This is a genomic window from Allobosea sp. FBZP-16 (genome assembly GCF_002831785.1).
GTDB lineage: Bacteria > Pseudomonadota > Alphaproteobacteria > Rhizobiales > Beijerinckiaceae > Allobosea > Allobosea lupini.
The window spans coordinates 173,454-194,639 of the sequence record NZ_LNCQ01000048.1; the positions used below are offsets into that span (position 1 = coordinate 173,454).

Genomic DNA, 21,186 nt, shown 5'->3' on the forward strand with positions numbered 1-21,186 from the left:
CGGACGATGCTCTCATCGCTGCCGATCGCCTTCTCCGCGCCGCTGGCCCTGATCGCGCTGGCCGTGCTGCCCGTGCTCTGGCTGATCCTGCGGGTAACGCCGCCGCGGCCGAAGCGCATCGACTTCCCACCGCTGAAGATCGTGCGCGACCTGATCCCGCAGCGCGAGACGCCGGCCCATACGCCCTGGTGGCTGCTGGCGCTGCGCATGGCCGTGGCGGCGCTGGCGATCCTCGCCGTCGCCGGCCCGGTCTGGAATCCGGTGCGCGACGCCGCCGCTCTGCGCGGCCCGCTGCTTCTCCTGGTCGACAACGGCTTCGGCGCCGCGACCGACTGGCTGGAACGCCAGGCCATCGCCGAGAGCCGCATCATGGCCGCCGGGCGCGAAGGCCGGCCCGTCGCGGTCGTCGGCCTTGCCGAAGCGCCAAGCGAGATAGCCTTGGCCGAGCCGCAGGGCGCCCTCGAACGCTTGCGTGCACTCGCCCTACAGCCGCACGCGCCAGATCGCAGCGCCCATCTCCAGCGGCTCGAAGCCTTCTGGCGGGCCCAGCCCCAGGCCGAGACGGTCTGGGTCGCAGACGGGCTCGGCGTCGGCGGCGGTGACGCCGATTTCCTGGCCAGGCTGAAGCAGGAAGCTGGCGCGAGCCGCCTCTCGATCCATGCCGGCCCGGCCGATCAGCGCGCCCTCGCCGCGCCCGAGAACCTCGCCGGCGCGCTGACCGTCAAGGTCCTGCGCCCGACGACGAATGCTGCGGCGAGCGGCCAGGTCCGCGCGCTCGACCTCAAGGGCCTGCCACTTGGCGACGCGCCTTTCGTCTTCGGCGGCAACGAGCTCGAAACCACCGCGCGGCTGACCTTGCCGATCGAGGTCCGCAACGCTGTCTCGCGGCTGGAGATTACCGGCGAGCGCAGCGCCGGCGCCGTCGCTCTGCTCGACGACCGTGCCAAGCGCCGCCGCGTCGGCATCGTCTCGGGCGCCACCGCCGACACCGCCCAGCCGCTGCTGTCGCCGACCTATTACGTCTCGCGGGCTCTGTCGCCCTTCGCCGAGATCCGTGAGCCCCGCGCCGGCTCGACCGACCCGGTCGGCGAATTGCTGGCGCAGAATCTCTCCGTGCTGATCCTTGCCGATATCGGCGCGCTCGACGGCGACACCGCCGCCAAAGTCTCGACCTTCGTCGAGCGCGGCGGCGTGCTGCTGCGCTTCGCCGGAGCCCGACTTGCCGCCTCCTCCGACGAGCTGACGCCGGTGCGCCTGCGCCGCGGCGGCCGCACCCTTGGCGGCGGCCTCTCCTGGGAAGCGCCGCGCAAGCTCGCGCCCTTCACCCGCGAGAGCCCTTTCTTCGGCTCGTCCCTCGCCGAGGACGTCCGCGTCACCCGCCAGATCCTGGCTGAGCCGGAGCCCGACCTCGCCCGCAAGACCTGGGCGGCTCTGGAGGACGGCACGCCGGTCGTCACCGGCGAGCGCCGCGGCGACGGCGTGCTCGCCATGGTCCATGTCACCGCCGACACGACCTGGTCGAACCTGCCGCTCTCCGGCCTGTTCGTCGAAATGCTGCGCAAGGTCGTAGCCATGTCCGGCACGAGCTCCGCCGAGAGCCAGGGCGGCGAGATCAAGGTCGAGACCCTGTCGCCGACCCGTGTGCTCGACGGTCAGGGCGCCTTTCGCTCGCCTCCTGCGACCGCACAACCCGTCGCCCGCAACTTCACCGGCCGCGCCACGCTCGCGCATCCGCCCGGCATCTATGGCCCGACCGACGGCGCCATGGCGGTCAACACACTCGCCCCTGCCGACACGCTGGCGGCGCTCGATCTCGCCGCGCTGGGAGCGCCGATGCTGCCGATCGACCAGCCCGTCGCCCGCGATATCCGCCCGCAGCTCCTCGTGCTGGCATTGCTCCTCCTCGTCGTCGACACGCTGGCCACGCTCTGGCTCGGAGGCCGGATGAACCTCGCCCGCTTCCGACGGGCGGCGCCCGCTGCGCTGCTCCTCGCTGTCGCCCTCGCGACCCTGCCCGGTCCGGATACCGCACAGGCGCAGCAGCCGGCCCCGCCTGCCCCGCCGGCCGATCAGCGGCCGCCGGTGCCGCGCGATCTCGTCACTGCCGCGAGCGCGACCCGCCTCGCCTATGTCCTGACCGGCGACAGGACGGTCGACGACATGTCAAAGGCCGGCATGGCCGGTCTCAACATCGTCCTGGGCGCCCGCACCGCGCTGGAGCCGGGCGAGGCCGCCGGCGTCGACGTCTCCCGCGACGAGCTTGCTCTCTACCCGATCCTCTATTGGCCCGTGGTCGCCGGCCGGCCGATCCCTCCGGCAGAGACGCTGCGCAAGGTCGAGGCCTATATGAAGGGCGGCGGGCTGGTGATCTTCGACACCCGCGACGCGATGAGCACCCGGCCGGGCGGCGGTACCACGCCCGAGGGCGATCAATTGCGTCGCATGCTGCAGACGCTCGACATTCCCGAGCTGGAGCCGATCCCGCGCGACCACGTCCTGACGAAAACCTTCTACATCCTCGACGGCTTCGTCGGCCGCTATGACAGCGGCACGACCTGGGTCGAGGTGCTGCCGCCCGCCAGCGAGGACGGCCGCCGCCCGGCCCGCGCCGGCGACAACGTCTCGCCGATCGTGATCACCTCGAACGATCTCGCCGCCGCCTGGGCCGTCGGGCGGCGCGGCGAGGCGCTCGTGCCGATGTCCGGCTCCGATCCGCGCCAGCGCGAGATGGCGCTGCGCGCCGGCGTCAACCTGGTGATGTACGCGCTGACCGGCAACTACAAGGCCGATCAGGTCCATGTCCCGGCCCTGCTCGAACGCCTCGGTCAGTAGCGAAGGAAATCCCGCCCGATGTGGAGCCTGACCTTCGCCCCGCTTGTCCCGCTGCCGCTGCTGATCGGCCTTGCCGCCCTCGCCGCAGTCGCCGCCGGCATGGCGCTCGTGCTGGCTGGACGCAGCGCGATCTTGCGTGCGCTCGCGCTCACTGTGCTCGCCATTGCCCTGGCCGACCCCTCGCTCGTCTTCGAGGATCGCGAGCCGGTCAAGGACGTCGTCGCCGTCGTCGTCGACAGATCCGCCTCGAACCGCCTCGCCGACCGCTCGCAGCAGATGCAAGCGGCCCAGGCCGAGGTCGAGCGGCAATTGCGCGGCATCGCGGGTGTCGAGGCCCGCACGATCGAGGTCACCGACCAGCAGGGCGCCGGCGACGGCACCCGCCTGTTCGAGGCGCTCGCCTCCGGCCTTGCCGACGTCCCGTCCGAGCGCGTCGCCGGTGCGATCGTGCTGAGCGACGGCCTTGCCCATGACGCGCCTGCCACGGCCGAGGCGCTCGGCCTGCGCGCCCCGTTTCATGTGCTGACCACCGGCCGCGAGCGCGAGATCGATCGGCGCATCGTGCTGGTCGATTCCCCGCGCTTCGGCATCGTCGGCAAGGAGCAGAATGTCCGCCTGCGCGTCGTCGAGAAGGGCGGCCCAGGCCGGGCCGCGATAACGGTGCGCCGCGATGGCGAGATCATCGCGCGGCGCGAGGCGATCGCCGGTGAGACCGTCCAGGTGCCCGTTCGCATCGACCGCGGCGGACCGAACGTCATCGAGATCGAGGCCGCCCCGCTCGACAACGAGCTGACGCTCGCCAACAACCGCGCCGTCATCACCATCGACGGCGTCCGCGACAAGCTGCGCGTACTGCTCGTCTCGGGCGAGCCGCATCCGGGCGAACGCACCTGGCGCAACCTGCTCAAGGCCGACGCCAATGTCGATCTCGTCCATTTCACCATCCTGCGCCCGCCGGAGAAGCAGGACGGCACGCCAATCAACGAGCTCTCGCTGATCGCCTTCCCGACGCGCGAGCTGTTCCAGGTCAAGATCAAGGATTTCGACCTGATCATCTTCGACCGCTACGCCAACCAGTCGATCCTGCCGCTGGTCTATTTCGACAATATCGTCCGCTATGTCCGCGATGGCGGCGCGCTGCTGATCGCGGCCGGGCCGGAATATTCCGGCGCCCAGTCGCTGGCGCGCACCCCGCTCGGCCAGATCCTGCCGGCGCAGCCCGATGGCAGCGTCTTCGACGAAGCCTATCGCGCAAGGGTCAGCGAGCCCGGCAAGCGCCACCCCGTCACGCGCGACCTGCCGGGCTCGGAGGTCGAGCCGCCGCGCTGGGGCGAATGGCTGCGCCTCGTCGGCTCCCGCGCCCGCTCGGGTTCGACCGTGATGACCGGCCCCGGCGATCGTCCGCTCTTGCTGCTGGCGCGCGAGCAGAAGGGCCGCGTCGCGCTCTTCCTCTCCGACCATGCCTGGCTCTGGGCCCGCGGCTTCCGCGACGGCGGCCCGCATCTCGATCTGCTGCGCCGGCTCGGCCACTGGCTGATGAAGGAGCCGGACCTCGAGGAGGAGGCACTGCGCGCCAGCGCGCGGGGCCGCAATATCGAGATCGAGCGCCAGACGCTCGGCGACAATCCCGCGCCTGCGATCATCACCGCGCCCGACGGCTCGACCCGCACCGTGCCCTTCGAGCCCGGCCGCCCCGGCCTCTTCGTCGCCCGCACCGCTGCGAGCGAGTTCGGCCTGCACAAGGTCACCACCGAGAACCTGACCGCCTTCGCCAGCATCGGCCCGGAGAACCCGCGCGAACTGATGGAGGTGGTCAGCGATCCCGGCAAGCTTCAGGCGTTGGCCGAGGCGACCGGCGGCTCCTCGCGCCGGATCGGGCAGGAGAACGGCTCGGGCGTCACCATCCCGCGCATCGTGCCGGTCCGCTCCGGGCGGCAGTTCGCCGGTGCCGACTGGATCGGCCTGCGCATCAGCGATTCCGGCATCGTCCGCGGCGTCTCGATCTCGCCGCTCTTCGTCGGGCTGATCGGCCTTGCCATCCTCTTCGGCGCACTGGTCGCTGGCTGGATCGGCGAGAGCGGGCGGAGATTCAAGCGCGAGGCTTGATCAGCGCAGCGCCACCACCGCGCCCTTGCGCTGCGCCAGCACCCCGTCCTTGAGCTCCAGCGCCAGGAAGCGCCCGGGATCGGCCGGGCCGGGCAATACGAGATGGCCGGGCTTCACTGGCTTGAAGCCGAAGCGGGCGTAATAGGGCGCGTCGCCCACCAGCAGGATCAGCTCGTGGCCGCGTTCGCGCGCTGCCTCGATCGCGGCATTCATCAGCGCAGCGCCGATGCCGCGGCCCTCGAAGGCCGGATCGACGGTCAACGGCCCAAGCGTCAGCCCCGGCCCGCCACCGGCGAGGATCGGCGTCACCCGGACCGAACCGACCAGGAAGGTGCCGACATGGCTGGCGAAGGACAGCGCCGGATCATGCGGCGCGCCTTCGCGCAGGCGCGAGGCGGTGCGGGCATAGCGGCCCGGCCCGAAGGCACGCTCGTGCAGGCGCTCGATCGCCGCGGCGTCGCCCGGCAGCTCCTGGCGGATGGTGAGGGGAAGCGAAGTCATGGTCGGGATCGCGGCATGGCCGAATTCGGCGCGGTTGGCAATGGCTTCAGACCGGCCGCGCCCAGAGGTCCTGATGGCCGACGCTGACGGAGGTCGCGCTCCGCTTCGCCTCCAGCCAGCTCGCGATCGCCGCCGGCGCGACATGCCCGGTCTCGGCAACGGCAGCGGCGATCCCGGCCGCCAGTTCGCGAACGAGATCGGCATGATCCACGCCAAGCTGCCATGGGCTCTCGCCGACCGTCACCGCCGTGCCGGCCTTGCGAAAGGCTTGCGCCAGAGCCTCCGTGGCCTCGGGCCCGGCCGCGGGGCCAAAGCCCTTGTCGGTGTGCTGGTGATGGTTGAAGGCGGCGAGCATGCGCTGGTCGTCAGGATGCGCCGGCTGCCAGCTCTCGCGCCCGTCATAGGTCAGCACCGTATAGAGCGGCAGCCGCATGCTGACGAGCGAGGCGACGAAGCGCTCAAGCCAGCGCACCGAGGAAAGGTCGAACAATGCGGCGGCCGTGACCAGGTCGGGCTGCCAGCCGAGCACCCATTCGAGCTCCTTATTGAGGTCGGCCTGCCGGAAATCGACCGTCAGCGTCTTGTCCCCCTTGCGCAGGACGAGCTCCTCGCCCTGCTCCTGCGCCTCGTCGGCCCATTGCGCGAGCTTGCGCCGCGCCACCGACAGCAGGCGGCTGTCGGCATCGACCAGTGTCCAGTGCTGGCGCACCGGCAATGCGCTGTAGCTGCCGCGCAGGTTCGAACCGGTGCCGCAGCCGAGATCGATGATCGACAGCGATTGCCGGCCGGCAAAGGTCGAGCCCACCGCCGCCAGAACCTGCGGATTGCGGGCTACATGGTCGGCCGGTTCGCGCAAGGCGAGCCAATCGGGGGAGAATCCGCTCATGGGATAACCTTCGCACAGACTTCAGCAACGATCGTCGCAGTCCCGCGCCAGCGCGGCAATGTGCCGGCTGCCTGCCAGGCTGCATCAGAGCGCTGCACGCGCTCCTGCTTGTCATCCAACAGCCGTACCAGCCCGGCACGCAGTGCCGCGACATCGCCCGGCTGCACCTTCAGCGCAGCCGCGTCCGGCGCCGTCTGCGCTGCCGCGCCGCCGGTCGTGCACAGGATCGGCAGCCCGCGCGCCAATGCCTCGGTCAGCACCATGCCATAGCCCTCGAACAGGGAGGGCATGACGAAGAGGTCGGCCTTGGCATAGGCCGCGTCGAGTTCGGCCTGTCCAAAAGCTCCGGCGAGCCTGACCCGCTCCGCCAGCCCGGCAGCGGCAATCTGCGCCTTCAAGGAGGCCGCGGTCCCGGGAGCCCGATCATCGGCACCGACGATGGTCAGGCGCCATGGCCTGTCGGCCACCCCCTCAAGCGCTGCGATCAGGACGTCGTAGCCCTTGCGCGGCACGAGCGAGCCAACCGCCAGCAACGCGATGGTCTCACCATCAGAGCCAGTCGCCCTCGCGGCCGAATCGACACCCGGTTCCGCCACAGTGATCTTCTCCGCCGGGACGGCAAAGTCGGCGACGAGCAGCCGCTTGGTCGTCTCGCTGGTAGCGATGACCGCAGCCGCATAACGCAAGGCTGCCGCCTCGCGCCTGACGAACTCCGCCGCCTGCACCGGCGACAGTCCGGTCTCGAGGCCGAGCGGATGATGCACCAGCGCGACGACGCGCCCTGCAAGCCCGGCCGCGACGCTCTCCGGGAAGGCGCCATAGGCGAGCCCGTCGATCAGCAGCACACTGTCATAGGGCTGCGACAGGATCGCCCGGCCGGTCTCTGCCAGATCGGCCTCGTCCGGATTGGGAAAACTCCCCGGCAGCGGCAGGTGCCGCGCCGCGACGCCCATCTCGCGCCATTCCGCCAGCAGCCGCCGATCATAGCCGTAGCCACCGGTCGGCAGCGAAAGATCGCCGGGAATGGCGAAGACGATCTCGCTCACGCGAGCGCGCCCTCATAGCTAGCCCTGGCGAGATCGGTCTCATGCAGCGTGACGCGGATCTTCGCGAGATCGGCCGCATCCGTCCCGAGCTTGCCGGTGCGGGCCGCCAATGCCATCGCGTCGAAGATGTACTTGCACAGGAATTCGGTGGTGGTCAGCACGCCCTCGAACTGCGGCAGCGTGTCGAGGTTCTTGTAGTTCAGCGGCTTCAGCGTCTCGTTCAGCACGGTCAGCGCCGCGCCGATGTCGACCACGACGTTCTGGCGCGTGAGGCTCTCGCGGAAGAAGGCGACGTCGACGACGAAGGTCGCGCCGTGCATCGCCTGCGCCGGGCCGAAGAACGGATCGGGCAACGAATGGCCGATCATGATGCGGTCACGGACTTCGACGGAAAACATGGGGCGGTCTCCTTCAGCGGCCGCAGTCTTGGCGAAGGCCGGGGCGCGGCGTCAATAGCGCAGGACGGCGGTCAGCCCCGCGCCGGCGAATAACGCAGGCAGGCGTGTCGGCGCATCCTCGAAGGCGATCTCGTCGGTGATCAGCGCATCGAGCCGCTCATCCTCCAGCAGTACCAGCGCCGCCTGCATGCGGCGGGCATAGTCGAAGCGCGCCCGCCGCGAGGGCGAGACCTGCCCGACCTGCGAAGAGATGAGCTGCAGCCGACGGGCGTGGAAGGCGCCGCCGAGCGGGGCCGCGACGCGGCCTTCGCCATACCAGCTGAGCTCGACGATCCTCGCCTCGAACCCGGCTGCGCCTATCGCGGTGGCGAGGCCGGCGGCGCTCGCACTGGCGTGGAAGACAAGATCGGCATCCTGCGGACAGTCCGCCGGCAGCGCGAAGCGGCAGCCGAGCGCCCGCGCGAGCCCGGCACGGCCATCGTCGAGATCGACCAGCGTTACCTCCGCGCCCGGCAGCCTGGCCGCGATATACGCCACGAGCAGCCCGAGCACGCCGCCGCCGACCACGACGATGCGGTCGGCCGGGCCGGAGCCGGCATCCCAATGCGCATTGAGCACGGTTTCCATATTGGCGGCGAGCACGGCGCGCCGTGCCGAAAGCCCCTCAGGCAGCGGGGTCACGCGATCGGCCGACACGACGAAGCGGTCCTGATGCGGATGCAGGCAGAACACCGTACGGCCAAGCAGCCGTTCTGGCCCCGCATCCACCGTCCCGACGGCGCAGTAGCCGTATTTCACCGGAAACGGAAAAGCGCCCTGCTGGAGAGGCGCCCGCATGCGCTCATATTCGCTCTCGGGCACGCGCCCCTCGAAGACCAGCCGCTCGGTGCCGCGGCTGATGCCGCTCCAGAGCGTGCGGACCAGGCATTCGCCCGGTCCCGGCGCCGGCAATTCTTCGGTGTTCAGGACACATTCACCCGCGGCGGCATACCAGAGCGCCGTCGCCTGTGCGCTTGCTTCGTTCGCAATTGCCGGCTTTACCACGCATCGCCCTCCGCGCCGTTCCCCGCCAGCCTGATGAGCCCATGACGGAAACCGCCATGAACCAGCGCCCCGCTCCGACCACGTTCCAGGCGGCGGCGCAAGAGGACTTGCGGCTGACGCCGGCAGGACTGCAGTCGGTTTCGACCTTGCGGGTGCGGCGCGGGCTCGTCGCCGGCCTGAACCTCGTGACGCTGGCGGCCCTGCTCTGGGGCCTCGCTCATGTGCTCTCGGCCGGTGGCTGGAGCCTCGCGGATATCGCGATCTTCGTCGCCTTCCTGTTCGGCGCGCCCTGGACCGTGCTCGGTTTCTGGAACGCCGCGATCGGGCTCTGGCTGCTGCACGGCAGCAAGGACGGGCTCGATCAGGTCGCGCCCTTCGCCGCCGCCGGCGAGGCCGATACACCGCTCGCGATCCGCACCGCCGTGCTGATGACCCTGCGCAATGAGGATCCCGCACGCGCCTTCCGCCGGCTCGAGATCGTCAAGCAGAGCCTCGACGCCACCGGCCAGGGCGCCTGGTTCGACTATTTCGTCCTCTCAGACACCAATGACCCGGGCGTTGCCGCGGCCGAAGCAGAGCTCGCCGCCGCCTTCGCCGCGCGCATCGGGGAACAAGGTCGCCTGACCTATCGCCGCCGCAGCGACAATGCCGGCTACAAGGCCGGCAATGTCCGCGAATTCTGCGAGCGCTGGGGCGATCGCTACGAGCTGATGCTGCCGCTCGACGCCGACTCCGTAATGTCGGGGCAAGCCATCCTCGCCCTCGCCCGGATGATGCAGGCCTATCCCAGGCTCGGCATCCTGCAGAGCCTGGTCGTGGGCATGCCGAGCAAGTCGGCGTTTGCGCGCATCTTCCAGTTCGGCATGCGCCACGGCATGCGGCCCTACACCATGGGCTCTGCCTGGTGGATCGGCGATTGCGGCCCGTTCTGGGGCCATAACGCCATGGTGCGGATCGCGCCCTTCCGCGATCACTGCCATTTGCCGGCCGTGCCGGGCGGGCCGCCGCTCGGTGGTCCGATCATGAGCCATGACCAGGTCGAGGCGACCTTGATGCGCCGCGCCGGCTACGAGGTCCGGGTGCTGCCGGTCGAGGCCGGCAGCTGGGAGGAGAACCCGCCGACCATGCTCGAATTCGCCCGGCGCGACCTGCGCTGGTGCCTCGGCAATCTGCAGTACCTGAAGATCATGGACATCCCCGGCCTGAAGGCGATGAGCCGCTTCCAGCTGGCCTGGGCGATCCTGATGTTCATCGGCCTGCCGGCCTGGACGCTGATGATCGCGCTCCTGCCACTGAAGGTGCTGGAGGATCGCGGCATCGCCGACTACCCGGCCGGCTCCGCCGCCTTCCTCTATGTGCTGTTCTTCGCGATGTATCTCTCGCCGAAGCTCGCCGGCTTTGCCGACATCCTCATGACCAGGGGCGGGACGCAGCGTTATGGCGGCACGGCGCGCTTCATCGTCTCCTCGCTGATCGAGATCGTCTTCGCCTTCCTGCAGGGCGCGGTCTCGACCTTCCGGACGACACTGTTCATGATCGGCCTCGCCTTCGGCAAGGCGAAGATCGGCTGGAACGGCCAGGCGCGCGACGCCCACGCCCTCTCCTTCGCGACCGCCTTCGCCGGCCTCTGGCCGCATCTGCTGTTCGGCCTCTACATCGTCGGCACGCTCCTGGTGCTGTCGCCGACCGTGCTGATCTGGTCGCTGCCGCTGACCGCCGGCTACATCTTGGCGATTCCCTTCGCCATGCTGACCGCTGCGCCGGCACTGGGCGCCTTCTTCGTCCGCACCGGCCTTTGCGGCATCCCCGAGGATTTCCACCCGCCGGCCGAGATCGTCGCGATCCAGGGCGGCGCAGCGCGATGAAGCCGGTCGCCTATCCCAAGGGCACGGCGAAAAGCCTGTCGCGCTCGCTGCGCGTCTATCATGGCGACCATGTCCGCAAGGTCGCGATGGATTCGCTCTATGCCCGCTTCCTCAGAGCCGGTGATCTCGCCTTCGACATCGGCGCCCATGTCGGCGACCGCATCTCCTCCTTCCGCCGGCTGGGCGCCCGCGTCGTGGCGCTGGAACCGCAACCCGGCCCGGCCAGGGCCCTGCGCCTGATCCATGGCCGCGATCCCAAGGTGAGGCTGATCGCGGCCGCCTGCGGCGACAGGGAGGGCACCGCGACGCTCCGCATCAACACCGCCAACCCCACCGTCTCGACGCTTTCGGGCGAGTTCGTCGATGCCGCCCACGGCCAGGAAGGCTGGCGCGAGCAGGTCTGGGATCGCGAACTCACCGTGCCCTGCACCACGCTCGATGCGCTGATCGCCAAGCACGGCCTGCCCGCCTTCATCAAGATCGATGTCGAGGGCTTCGAGGCGCATGTCCTTGCCGGCCTGTCGCAGACGCCGGCCGCCCTCTCCTTCGAGTTCACCACGATCCAGCGCGATGTCGCCGAAGCCTGCCTCGCCCGGCTCGCAGCGCTCGGGACCTATCGCTTCAATGTCGCGCTCGGCGAGAGCCAGCAGCTTGCCTTCCCTGAGCCAGTCGACGGCGACGCGATGCGCGGTCACCTCCGCGACCTCCCGCATGATGCCAATTCGGGCGACGTCTACGCCCTGCTGTCGCGCTGAGTTCTGCTTACGCGGCGCTCTGACCGAGCCAGGCAAGCCCGGCCGCGACCAGCAGGCCGAGCCAGCCGGGATGCCGGCCCCTGGTCGCGTAGAGCACGAGGAGCGAGCCGGCTAGCGTCGCGATCGCGATGATGCGGATGTTAAGCGCGTATGTCGGCAGTTCGGGGGACCCAGCGATCACGATCAGCAGTGCCGCCAGCCCCCATCCCAGCACCGAGCACAGGTGCCAGTTCGCCCAGAGGATTCGCAGGTGCCGTTCGCGCAGCGGCGCCGGCGCGAGCAGCGGCACGATCGTTCCTGCCCGCAATTGCCGGAAGATCAGGATCTCGCCGATGACGGAGTGGGCCACGCCGATCAGGATCATCAGCACGCCGGCGGCCAGCAGATAGCTTTGCATCGAAGGCAGTCCATGCCCGTGAAGGGGCAGGACGCGCCTCACGCAACGGCAATCTGACCCAGTCCGCAGCGATTGCGGAAGCTGCCACGGTGTCGCGCTTCCGTCTCGGGCGCATCGGCTTTATGACCCGGCTCAGCCTGCGTTCATCTTGCGCTGTCCAGGCTGACCACGAAGGCAACCGGCCAAGGATGACCATGCTCGCTCTCGTTCGCCCCCTCGCCATCTCCGCGGCGCTTCTGCTGACCGCCCTCGCCGCCCGGGCAGCCGGCGACGTCGCCGTCGAGGTCAGGAACGAGTCGGAGCAGGTCGCCTGCGCCGAGAAGGACAACGTCACCATCAAGGCGATCTCGCCCGAGGTCCGGCGCTTCCGCATCGAGGCGGCGCACCCGGCCTATATCGCCGGCCTGCTGCGCGACAACTGGGACGCCGACTGGACCGATTGTGACATGAGCGGCGATCCCGTCCACAAGGCGCCGGTGCCGCCGCAGCGCATCACCTTCTACGAGAGCATCGAATACTGGCTGGTCGGCTACACCTTCGAGAGCTTCTGGCGTCCGGCCGAGACGACCTTCCGCGTCGGTGACCGCGTCGAGAAGGGCCTGCATCTCGTCCAGCTCTGGAAGCTCGGCAAGACCGGCTCCTACGAGGTCCTCGTCGTCTATCCGCAGGACGGCTACTGGCGCGTCCGGCCGCTGCCGCCGCAGCAGCTCTCGGCCGCCGCCTATGGCTCCTCCTTCCTGTTCGGACCGATCGAGCAGGATGGCGCCCGGCCGGTGGTGAACATCAGGGAGATCGCCTTCGATCCCAAGACGCTCTCCTTCAACCTCGCCTTCAAGGACGGCTCCTCCGGCACGCTCAAGCTCGACAGCGTCGATGAGAATCGCATGGTGCTCGACGCCGTGCTCGACAGGCCGGTGACCGGCGGCAAGGCCTTCGCCGCGCTGCGTTCGATGTACGTCACCGAGTTCAACAACGACGTCGCCCGCATCGCCATCCGCGAGCCCGGCGCCAAGGGCTGGCGCGAGGAGGCGCTGATGCCCTTCACCGGCGGCAAGGCGACAGATGTCTGGATGGGGCGCACCACCCATTCGCGCCACAACACCTCCTCGCCGGACATGGTCTTCCGCGCCTTCTCGAAGGACCCGAACCCGCCGGCCAAGCCGGAGGCGAAGAAGTAGCCTTTCGCTATAACCACTCGCGAGTCATCCCGGACAAGCCGCGAAGCGGCGCCGATCCGGATCCATGCCTGAACCGTTCCGGAATGGGTCCCGGGTCTGCGCTTTGCTCCGCCCGGGACGACCAGAGCCTTTGAAGACGAGGCGTGCGAAGAACAGGCCCGGCCATGGATACCAGCGCCATCCTCAGCCTCGTCCTCGGCGCCGCCCTGGCCGGCTTCGTGCAGGGTCTCTCCGGCTTCGCCTTTAGCCTCGTCGCCATGTCGGTCTGGGCCTGGACCATCGACCCCAGGCTCGCAGCGGTCATGGCCGTGTTCGGCGGGCTGACCGGCCAGACCATTGCGGCCGTGACGGTGCGCCGCGGCTTCGACTTCGCCCGGCTCTGGCCCTTCCTGCTCGGCGGAATCGCAGGCATACCGGTCGGCGTCCTGCTCCTGCCGCTGGTCGAGCCCGATATGTTCAAGGCAGGGCTCGGCATCCTGCTCGCCGTCTGGTGCCCGATCATGCTGTTCGCGCCGCATCTGCCGCCGGTCCGCTCTGGCGGGTCCCTGGCGGACGGCGCGATCGGCTTGATAGGAGGCGTCATGGGCGGCTTCGGCGGCTTCACCGGTGTGCTGCCGACACTGTGGTGCTCGCTGCGGCGCATGGACAAGGACGCGCAGCGCTCGATCGTCCAGAACTTCAACCTCGCCACGCTCGCCGCGACCATGCTCGGTTATGTGCTGGCCGGGAACGTCACGCGCGAGATGTGGCCGGCCTTCGCCATCGTCGCACCGGCGATGCTGATTCCCTCGCTGCTGGGTGCAAAGCTCTATATCGGCATCAGCGAGCAGGCCTTTCGCCGCATCGTGCTCAGCCTGCTGACGCTGTCCGGAATCGCACTGCTGGCCTCGTCCTTGCCCCGTCTGCTCGGCGGCTGACTGAGCGGAACCCCCACCCGCCGCGCAGGTTAACGATGACGGGCCCGTCCTAACGGGCTAGCCTGCTGCCTCGATCCGACTGACGAGACCGACCAATGCCGCGTTTTGCCGCCAATCTTTCGATGATGTTCAACGAGTGGGAGTTCCTCGACCGCTTCAAGGCGGCGGCCGAGGCAGGATTCGAATCGGTCGAGTTCCTGTTCCCCTATGAGCATGCACCGGAGAAGGTCGGCCTGGCGCTTGCCGGCGGCGAGTTGGAGCAGGCTCTGTTCAACCTGCCGCCCGGCGACTGGGCCAAGGGCGAGCGCGGCATGGCCGCCCTCCCCGGCCGCGAGGAGGAGTTCCGCGCCGGCATCGAGACGGCGCTGGCCTATGTCCACGAGACCGGCGTCAAGCGCGTGCATATGATGGCGGGCCTGACCGACCCGAACGATCCCGCCGCGCAGAAGGCCTATCGCGCCTCGCTCGCCTATGCCGCCGACAAGCTCGGCGAGCACGGCATCGACCTCCTGCTCGAGCCGATCAACGGCAAGGACATGCCGGGCTATTTCCTCAATGATTTCGACCAGGCTGCGACGTATGTCCGCGAATCCGGCCGGCCGAACGTCAAGCTGCAGTTCGACATGTATCATTGCGAGCTGATCCATGGCGATGTCGGCACGCGGCTGGAGGCGCTCTACCCGCTGGTCGGCCATGTCCAGATCGCCAATGCCGAGGGCCGGCACGAGCCCGACGGCACGCGGCCCGACTATCCCGCGCTGTTCGCCCAGCTCGATTCGCTCGGCTATCCCGGCTTCGTCGGCTGCGAGTATCGTCCGCGTGCCGGCACGCTCGAAGGCCTCGGCTGGTTCTCGCCCTGGAAGAAGCACGCGTGAGCGCGGGCTTTCCCCATCCGGTGCTCGTCGCGGATATCGGCGGCACCAATTGCCGGCTCTCGCTGGTGCCGACCCCCGGCGCCCTGCACGAGCCGCTCGCCCGGATCAGCACCGGCGCGCACCCGACGCCCGAAGCCGCGCTCGGCTCTGTATTGTCGACGCTGACGGTGAAGCCGCGCTCGGCCATCCTCGCCGTCGCCGGCCCGCTGGATGGGCGCAAGGCGCAGCTCACCAATGCCAGCTGGCATTTCGATGGGCCGGAGCTCGGCCGCGCCCTCGGCTTCGAGCAGGGGTTGCTGGTCAATGATTTCGAAGCGCTCGCGGCGTCGCTGGCCGTGCTCAGGGATCGCGATCTGTTCAAGCTCGTCCGCGGCCAGCCGGAACCCGAGGGCCCGCGCCTCGTGCTCGGTCCCGGCACGGGCTTTGGCGCTGCAGCTCTCTTGCGGCGCGGCGACACCGGCATGCTGGTGCCGACCGAATCCGGCCATATCGGCATCGGCCCGGAGGACCCGACCGAGGTGAAGCTGTGGCCGGCTCTGTCCGATGGGCTCGCGCGCGTCACCGTCGAGGAACTGCTCAGCGGCAGCGGTCTCATCCGCTTCCATCGCGCGGTGATGCGCCAGTCCGACGTCGCCGAGCCTGATGTCAGCGCCGCCGACGTGAGCGCGCTGGCGCTCGACGGCAACCCCGGCGCACTGATGGCCGTGGTCTGCTTCTGGCGGCTGCTGGCCCGCGTCGCCGGCGATCTCGCGCTCGGCTTCAAGGCGACGGGCGGCGTCTACCTGGCTGGCGGAATCGCGCCGCGCATCCTGCCGCTCGCCGACAAGGCCACGATCCACGCCGTCTTCGCCGGCAAGCCGCCGGTCGAGGATCTCGCCGCCCGTTTCGCGCTCAACGTGATCACCGCCGATGATCCAGCCGAACAGGGACTCGCCGCCATCGCCGCGGCTCCCGGCCGCTTCGGCCTCGACGATCCCGCGCGCTTGTGGTTTGCCTAGGCGCAGCGGCGCTCGCCTGACCTCATTCGAAGACGATTCCCAGCCTTGCCCCAGCTCTACGGCATCCAGGTCCTGCGCGCCCTCGCGGCGCTGATGGTCGCAGTCCATCACGTCCAGGCCGAAGCCGGCTTTCTCGCAGCCAGGGCCGGCACCGTCTTCATCCCTTCGCATGCCTTGCCTTGGAACGCCGGCGTCGACCTGTTCTTCGTCATCTCCGGCTTCATCATGGTGCATTCCTCGGCCGGTCTGTTCGACAAGCCCGGGGGAGCGCGCCTGTTCATCGCCCGGCGCATCGCCCGGATTGTGCCGCTCTACTGGGCTGCGACCACGCTCTTCCTCGTCGTGCTCCTCGCCTCGCCAGCCCTGCTCAATTCCGGTGCTCCGAACCTCCAGCAGATCGCCGCCTCCTATCTGTTCTGGCCCACGGCGAATGCCGCGGGCGAGCTGCAGCCGGTCTATTCGCTCGGCTGGACGCTGAATTACGAGATGCTGTTCTACGTCCTGTTCGGCGCGGCCTTGCTCGCGCCGGGGCGGCTGGTCGTGCCTCTGGTGACCGTGGCGCTCGCCGGGCTGGTCGGGGCCCAGGCGCTGGCCGGGCCGCTTCCCCTGCCCTTCGGCTTCTGGGGCCAGCCGATCGTGCTCGAATTCGCCGCCGGCATGGTGGTCGGCCTGCTCCGCCAGAACGGCCTCAGGCTCGACGGCCGCCTGCGTTGGCTGATGGCGGCAGTGGGGATCGTCGTTTTCGTACTCGCCGCCGGCGATGGCTGGGCCCAGACTTCCTGGGGCGCGGTTGTCCTGCGTGGTACCGGTGCACTGCTCCTCGTCGGAGCCGCCGCCTGCGGGCGCAATGTCACCGCCCCTTCGGCGCTGGTGCGTTCGCTGGCGGCACTGGGAGATGCCTCCTATGCGCTCTACCTGGTCCATCCCTTCGCGATGCGGGCGCTGCGCGAAGTCTTCGCCCATCTCGCACCGAGCGCGACCGGCCTCTTCATCGTGCTTGCGCTGGTCGCCGCCGTGCTCGCGGCGCTGGCCGTCTACCATTGGTTCGAGCGGCCGATGACGAAGGTTTTTAGGCGGGCGCTGCGGGCTTAGACTCGTCATGGTCGGGCTTGACCCAACCATCTCGGAAACCAGCTAGCTGGTCCTGAGATTCTCGGATCTGCGCTTCGCTTCGTCCGAGAATGACGCTCACTTTTTCTTCAACCGCATCCCCTTCAGCGATTGCCCGACCACGCCGCCATCGCGCCGGCGCTGCGACCGCTTGGCGACGATCGTTTCGACGTGCTCGGCCTGCGGGAAATAGCCGCGCTCCAGCACTTCGAGGGTATATTCCTCATAGGTCAGGCCGAGGGCCTCGGCCCGCTCCTGGCGCCTGAGCGCGATCTCGCGCGGCTTCTTCCAGGCCTTGCGATGGGCGAAGCGCCAGTCGAACGTGCGGCCGATCTCGCCTTTGTCGGCCGCGGGCTTGCGCTTCTTCTCCTCCAGAGGCGGGCCGCCATTATCGCCGATGCGGGCGGTTCTGGGCTTGCGCAGGGCCGGCTGTCTCATGGCCATTATCTCATATGAGATACAAAACGTATCTCATAGTGGATCGAACTTGGTCGCACCGCAAGCCCCGGCGGGGTGAGAGGCGGCGGCCGCAAAAGATCGCCGTGCGTTCGACCGGACGCGGCAACCGTGATCTATCGATTTCGTTTCGCATCGGGCTCTTCCGAAAAGTGGTTTCCACTTTTCGGCCCGATGCGATATCCCGCCCGCCATGGCTCCTTTGCTCCACCTTCGCGACGTCGCGCTCACCTTCGGCGGCCAACCCTTGCTGGAGGGCGCGGAAATCGCCGTCTCGGCCGGCGAGCGGGTCTGCCTGGTCGGCCGCAACGGCTCCGGCAAGTCGACCCTGCTCAAGATCGTGGCCGGCATTGTCGAGCCCGACAGCGCCGAGCGGTTCGTCCAGCCCGGCGCGACCATCCGCTATCTGCCGCAGGAGCCCGACTTCGCCGGCTACAAGACCTCGCTCGCCTATGTCGAGGCGGGCCTGGGCCCCGGCGACGATGCCTATCGCGCGCAATATCTGATCGAGGAACTGGGCCTGACCGGCGAGGAAGACCCCGCCAGCATGTCGGGCGGTGAATCGCGCCGCGCCGCGCTCGCCCGCGTGCTCGCGCCCGAGCCGGATATCCTGCTGCTCGACGAGCCGACCAACCATCTCGACCTGCCGGTGATCGAATGGCTCGAGCAGGAGCTGAAATCGCTGCGTTCGGCCATGGTGCTGATCAGCCATGACCGCCGCTTCCTGAGCTCGCTCTCGCGTGCCACGATCTGGCTCGACCGCGGCGTGACCCGGCGCGTCGAGCGCGGCTTCGGCGAGTTCGAGGCCTGGCGCGACGAGGTTCTCGCTCAAGAAGAACTCGACCGCCACAAGCTCGACCGCAAGATCGCCCGCGAGGAGGACTGGCTGCGCTACGGCGTCAGCGCCCGGCGCACCCGCAACCAGCGCCGGCTCGGCGAGCTGCATGGCCTGCGCGAGCAGCGCCGGACAGCCCGCCAGGCCGTTGGCTCCGTCCGGCTTGAAGCGAGCGAGGCGCAGGTCTCCGGCAAGCTGGTGATCGAGGCCGTCGACATCGCCAAGGCCTATGACGGCAGGCCCGTGGTCAAGGACTTCTCGCTGCGCGTCGCCCGCGGCGACTGCATCGGCATCGTCGGCCCCAACGGCGCCGGAAAGACGACGCTGATCAACCTGCTGACCGGCGCGCTGAAGCCCGACTCGGGCAAGGTCAAGCTCGGCGCCACGCTCGAAATGGTGACGCTCGACCAGCGTCGCGAAAGCCTCGACCCGGCGACCCCGCTCGGCGACGCGCTGACCGGCGGCGGCTCGGACCAGGTCATGGTCGGCGGCATGCCGCGCCACGTCATCAGCTACATGAAGGACTTCCTGTTCCAGCCGATCCAGCGCGGCACCGCCGTCGGCGCTCTCTCCGGCGGCGAACGTGGCCGGCTGATGCTGGCGCGCGCGCTCGCCAAGCCGTCCAACCTCCTGGTGCTGGACGAGCCAACCAACGATCTCGACATCGAGACGCTCGACCTGCTGCAGGAATTGCTCGCCGACTATGGCGGCACCGTCCTGCTGGTCAGCCATGACCGCGACTTCCTCGACCGGGTGGTGTCCTCGACCCTGATCTCGGATGGCGACGGCGTCTGGACCGAGTTCGCCGGCGGCTATTCCGACATGCTGGCCCAGCGTGGCCGCGGCGTCGGCGCCAAGGTGCGCGCCGTTCCGGTGAAGGGATCGGCAACGGCGTCAGCGACGCCCACCCCGACCGCCAGTACCGCTGCTGCGAAGCGCAAGCTCTCCTTCAACGAGCAGCACGCGCTGAAGACCCTGCCGCAGCAGCTCGAGAAGCTGCAGGCCGAGGCCGGCAAGCTCAATGCCGCGCTGGCAGGCGATCTCTACACCCGCGATCCAAAACTCTTCGCCAAGGCGACCGCGAGGCTCGACGAGGTCACGCGCGAGATCGCACAGACGGAAGAGCGCTGGCTCGAGCTGGAGATGCTGCGCGAGGAGATCGGAGCTTAAGGCGGCGGCCGGTGCAGCCCATACAATTCCGCTATCCGGCCAATCGCGAAAGCGTATTTATCTCGGCCGCCAAATCGCCCCACAGTCGCCCGGCAAAATGCTTTCCGAGGGAACACCAATGAGACTCAAGGGCAAGACCGCGCTGATTACCGGCGCGGCGCAGGGCTTTGGCCTCGGCATCGCCGAGACCTTCGTACGCGAGGGCGCACGGGTCGCGGTGCTCGACATCAACGGCGACAAGGCCCGCGAGGCTGCCAAGGCGATCGGCCGCAAGGCCTTCGCGGTCGCCTGCGACGTCGGCAAGGCCAAGAGCGTCGATGCTGCCGTGGCCAAGGTGATCAAGCGCTTCGAGCGGCTCGATATCGTCGTCAACAATGCCGGCATCAGCCATCGCAACCAGCCGATGCTCGATGTCACCGAGGCCGAGTTCGACCGCGTCTTCGACGTCAACGTCAAGTCGATCTTCCTGATGGCCAGGGCGACGGTGCCGCATTTCCGCGAGCATGGCGGCGGCGTCATCCTCAATATCGGCTCGACCGCCGGTGTGCGCCCGCGCCCGGGCCTGACCTGGTACAACGGCTCGAAGGGCGCCGCGAACCTGCTCTCGAAGTCGATGGCGGTCGAGCTCGCGCCGGACAGGATCCGCGTCAACGCCATCGCCCCGGTCGCCGGCGAGACGCCGCTGCTCGCGACCTTCATGGGCGAGGACACGCCCGAGAAGCGCAAGGCCTTCACCGCGACGATTCCCTGGGGCCGCTTCTCGACGCCGCAGGACATCGCCAATGCCGCGCTGTTCCTGTGCTCGGACGAGTCCGAGATGGTGACCGGCTCGATCCTGGCAGTCGACGGCGGCCGCTGCGTCTGACGCGGCCCTTCAGACCAGCCCGCCGCCCGTCAGCGGTATCGACTGGAACAGCTTTACCGTGCCGTCGAGATCGAAGGCACGGCGCTCCAGGCTGATGCGCGGGGCCGCCGCAGGCCCCTCGATGCGCAGCAGGTGCCAGCAGGCGAGCTCGGCATGACCGCCGCGCAGGCCGATCGAGGCCGAGGGCACGCCAACGATCGGCACGTCGTGGTCGAGCCCCCGCCGCCAGGCCAGCGAGAAACGGTGATTATGGCCGTGCAGGACGAGCTCGGCCCCGGCCCGGCGCAGCATCGCTTCGAAGGCATCGGCGTCGACCAGTTCGCGCGTGCGCCGCGCGCCGCCGATATAGGGTGGGTGGTGAATCAGTACGACGCGGATCAGCCCCTCGGCCTTGGCTTGCGCCAGCAGCTTCTCGGCAATGGCGATCTGGGCCGAGCCCACACGCCCGGTCGCCATCAGCGGCATGGTCGGGATGCCGGTGTTCATCCCGATCAGCGCGACGGAGCCGCGCTGGCGATACCAGGGATAGCCGGCCTGTCCGTCATCACTGGCGCACCAGGGCGCAAGCTCGCGCGCCAGCGCCGACAGTGACGAACGCGCATAGCAGTCGTGATTGCCCGGCACGAAGCTGACGGCATCGCGCGGGCCGAGCGTATCGAGGAAGGAGAGCGCCGTCTTGAATTCGGTCGGCAGGCCGATATGGGAGACATCGCCGGTGCAGGCGATGTGGTCGGGCTTTTGCGCCAGGATGTCGGCGACGATCAGCCCGAGGATCTCCATGTCATGGGCATGGCGCCGCTTGCGTCGCCAGTTGACATATCCGGTCGCGCGCTTGCCGATCAGCTCTCGCAGCGAGAACTTGGTCAGCGGCCCGAGGTGCGGGTCGGAGAGATGCGCGAGCGTGAACACACTCCAGTGCTTGCCTTCAACGCCCGCGCCGCGTCAAGCATGA

At 69.1% G+C, this 21,186-nt stretch carries 19 protein-coding genes; 11 read left to right on the plus strand and 8 right to left on the minus strand.

Annotated elements, in window-relative coordinates; genetic code table 11:
• Positions 1–6: 6 nt before the first annotated feature.
• Entirely contained in the window at positions 7–2,832 is a 2,826-nt protein-coding gene (locus CXY91_RS24565) for a DUF4159 domain-containing protein (RefSeq protein ID WP_100964152.1), read from the plus strand.
• Positions 2,833–2,850: 18 nt separating this feature from the next.
• Positions 2,851–4,938 (plus strand): hypothetical protein, encoded by a 2,088-nt coding sequence (locus CXY91_RS24570; protein ID WP_100964154.1) that lies wholly within the window; start codon positions 2,851–2,853, stop codon positions 4,936–4,938.
• On the opposite strand, the gene CXY91_RS24575 is transcribed toward CXY91_RS24570, so the two are convergent.
• From CXY91_RS24575 to CXY91_RS24595, 5 genes are read right to left on the minus strand one after another with little or no spacing between them, the layout of a single operon-like run.
• The gene (locus tag CXY91_RS24575; protein WP_100964156.1) at positions 4,939–5,439 is read right to left on the minus strand and encodes a GNAT family N-acetyltransferase; all 501 of its coding nucleotides are present in this window, start codon (positions 5,437–5,439) and stop codon (positions 4,939–4,941) included.
• Positions 5,440–5,485: 46 nt separating this feature from the next.
• Positions 5,486–6,325, minus strand: coding sequence for a class I SAM-dependent methyltransferase (locus CXY91_RS24580; RefSeq protein WP_100964158.1), 840 nt, complete (start codon positions 6,323–6,325; stop codon positions 5,486–5,488).
• Complete coding sequence (locus CXY91_RS24585; protein ID WP_100964161.1) at positions 6,322–7,371, minus strand: glycosyltransferase family 4 protein; 1,050 nt, start codon at positions 7,369–7,371, stop codon at positions 6,322–6,324. Before CXY91_RS24585 ends, CXY91_RS24580 begins: the two co-directional genes overlap by 4 nt.
• A complete protein-coding gene (locus CXY91_RS24590; RefSeq protein WP_100964163.1) occupies positions 7,368–7,769 on the minus strand; it encodes a 6-pyruvoyl trahydropterin synthase family protein in 402 nt (133 codons plus the stop codon). Before CXY91_RS24590 ends, CXY91_RS24585 begins: the two co-directional genes overlap by 4 nt.
• Before the next feature lie 51 nt (positions 7,770–7,820).
• The gene (locus CXY91_RS24595) at positions 7,821–8,813 is read right to left on the minus strand and encodes a zinc-dependent alcohol dehydrogenase (RefSeq protein WP_465246890.1); all 993 of its coding nucleotides are present in this window, start codon (positions 8,811–8,813) and stop codon (positions 7,821–7,823) included.
• Between the two features lie 56 nt (positions 8,814–8,869).
• Here CXY91_RS24595 and mdoH point away from each other — a divergent pair, with 56 nt between their 5' ends.
• Positions 8,870–10,678 carry a glucans biosynthesis glucosyltransferase MdoH gene (mdoH, locus tag CXY91_RS24600; protein WP_248307619.1) on the plus strand — a complete coding sequence of 603 codons (1,809 nt, stop codon included), beginning with the start codon at positions 8,870–8,872 and terminating at the stop codon, positions 10,676–10,678.
• Positions 10,675–11,433 (plus strand): FkbM family methyltransferase, encoded by a 759-nt coding sequence (locus CXY91_RS24605; RefSeq protein WP_100964167.1) that lies wholly within the window; start codon positions 10,675–10,677, stop codon positions 11,431–11,433. Before mdoH ends, CXY91_RS24605 begins: the two co-directional genes overlap by 4 nt.
• 7 nt (positions 11,434–11,440) lie before the next feature.
• Here CXY91_RS24605 and CXY91_RS24610 read toward each other — a convergent pair whose 3' ends face one another.
• On the minus strand, positions 11,441–11,830 hold the full coding sequence (locus tag CXY91_RS24610) for a hypothetical protein (protein WP_199777553.1): 390 nt from the start codon (positions 11,828–11,830) through the stop codon (positions 11,441–11,443).
• Positions 11,831–12,024: 194 nt separating this feature from the next.
• On the opposite strand from CXY91_RS24610, the gene CXY91_RS24615 reads away from it, so the two are divergent.
• The 5 genes from CXY91_RS24615 (at position 12,025) to CXY91_RS24635 (ending at position 16,890) form a co-directional block, all read left to right on the plus strand.
• A complete protein-coding gene (locus CXY91_RS24615; RefSeq protein ID WP_100964276.1) occupies positions 12,025–13,008 on the plus strand; it encodes a hypothetical protein in 984 nt (327 codons plus the stop codon).
• A gap of 164 nt (positions 13,009–13,172) precedes the next feature.
• Positions 13,173–13,925, plus strand: a complete 753-nt coding sequence (locus CXY91_RS24620) for a sulfite exporter TauE/SafE family protein (RefSeq protein WP_100964169.1) — start codon at positions 13,173–13,175, stop codon at positions 13,923–13,925.
• 95 nt (positions 13,926–14,020) lie between these two features.
• Positions 14,021–14,800 carry a 2-oxo-tetronate isomerase gene (gene otnI, locus CXY91_RS24625; RefSeq protein WP_100964171.1) on the plus strand — a complete coding sequence of 260 codons (780 nt, stop codon included), beginning with the start codon at positions 14,021–14,023 and terminating at the stop codon, positions 14,798–14,800.
• Positions 14,797–15,798, plus strand: a complete 1,002-nt coding sequence (locus CXY91_RS24630; RefSeq protein WP_158673573.1) for a glucokinase — start codon at positions 14,797–14,799, stop codon at positions 15,796–15,798. The genes otnI and CXY91_RS24630 overlap by 4 nt, the downstream gene beginning before the upstream one ends.
• Positions 15,799–15,843: 45 nt before the next feature.
• The gene (locus CXY91_RS24635; protein WP_248307620.1) at positions 15,844–16,890 is read left to right on the plus strand and encodes an acyltransferase family protein; all 1,047 of its coding nucleotides are present in this window, start codon (positions 15,844–15,846) and stop codon (positions 16,888–16,890) included.
• A 96-nt stretch (positions 16,891–16,986) separates the two neighbouring features.
• On the opposite strand, the gene CXY91_RS24640 is transcribed toward CXY91_RS24635, so the two are convergent.
• Positions 16,987–17,346 (minus strand): hypothetical protein, encoded by a 360-nt coding sequence (locus CXY91_RS24640; protein WP_100964282.1) that lies wholly within the window; start codon positions 17,344–17,346, stop codon positions 16,987–16,989.
• Positions 17,347–17,557: 211 nt separating this feature from the next.
• Between CXY91_RS24640 and CXY91_RS24645 the strand changes: the two genes are divergently transcribed.
• Positions 17,558–19,369, plus strand: a complete 1,812-nt coding sequence (locus CXY91_RS24645; protein WP_100964173.1) for an ABC-F family ATP-binding cassette domain-containing protein — start codon at positions 17,558–17,560, stop codon at positions 19,367–19,369.
• A 118-nt stretch (positions 19,370–19,487) separates the two neighbouring features.
• Positions 19,488–20,234, plus strand: coding sequence for a glucose 1-dehydrogenase (locus CXY91_RS24650; RefSeq protein WP_091839171.1), 747 nt, complete (start codon positions 19,488–19,490; stop codon positions 20,232–20,234).
• A 9-nt stretch (positions 20,235–20,243) separates the two neighbouring features.
• Here CXY91_RS24650 and CXY91_RS24655 read toward each other — a convergent pair whose 3' ends face one another.
• Complete coding sequence (locus CXY91_RS24655; protein ID WP_100964175.1) at positions 20,244–21,143, minus strand: metallophosphoesterase family protein; 900 nt, start codon at positions 21,141–21,143, stop codon at positions 20,244–20,246.
• Between the last annotated feature and the right edge of the window lie 43 nt (positions 21,144–21,186).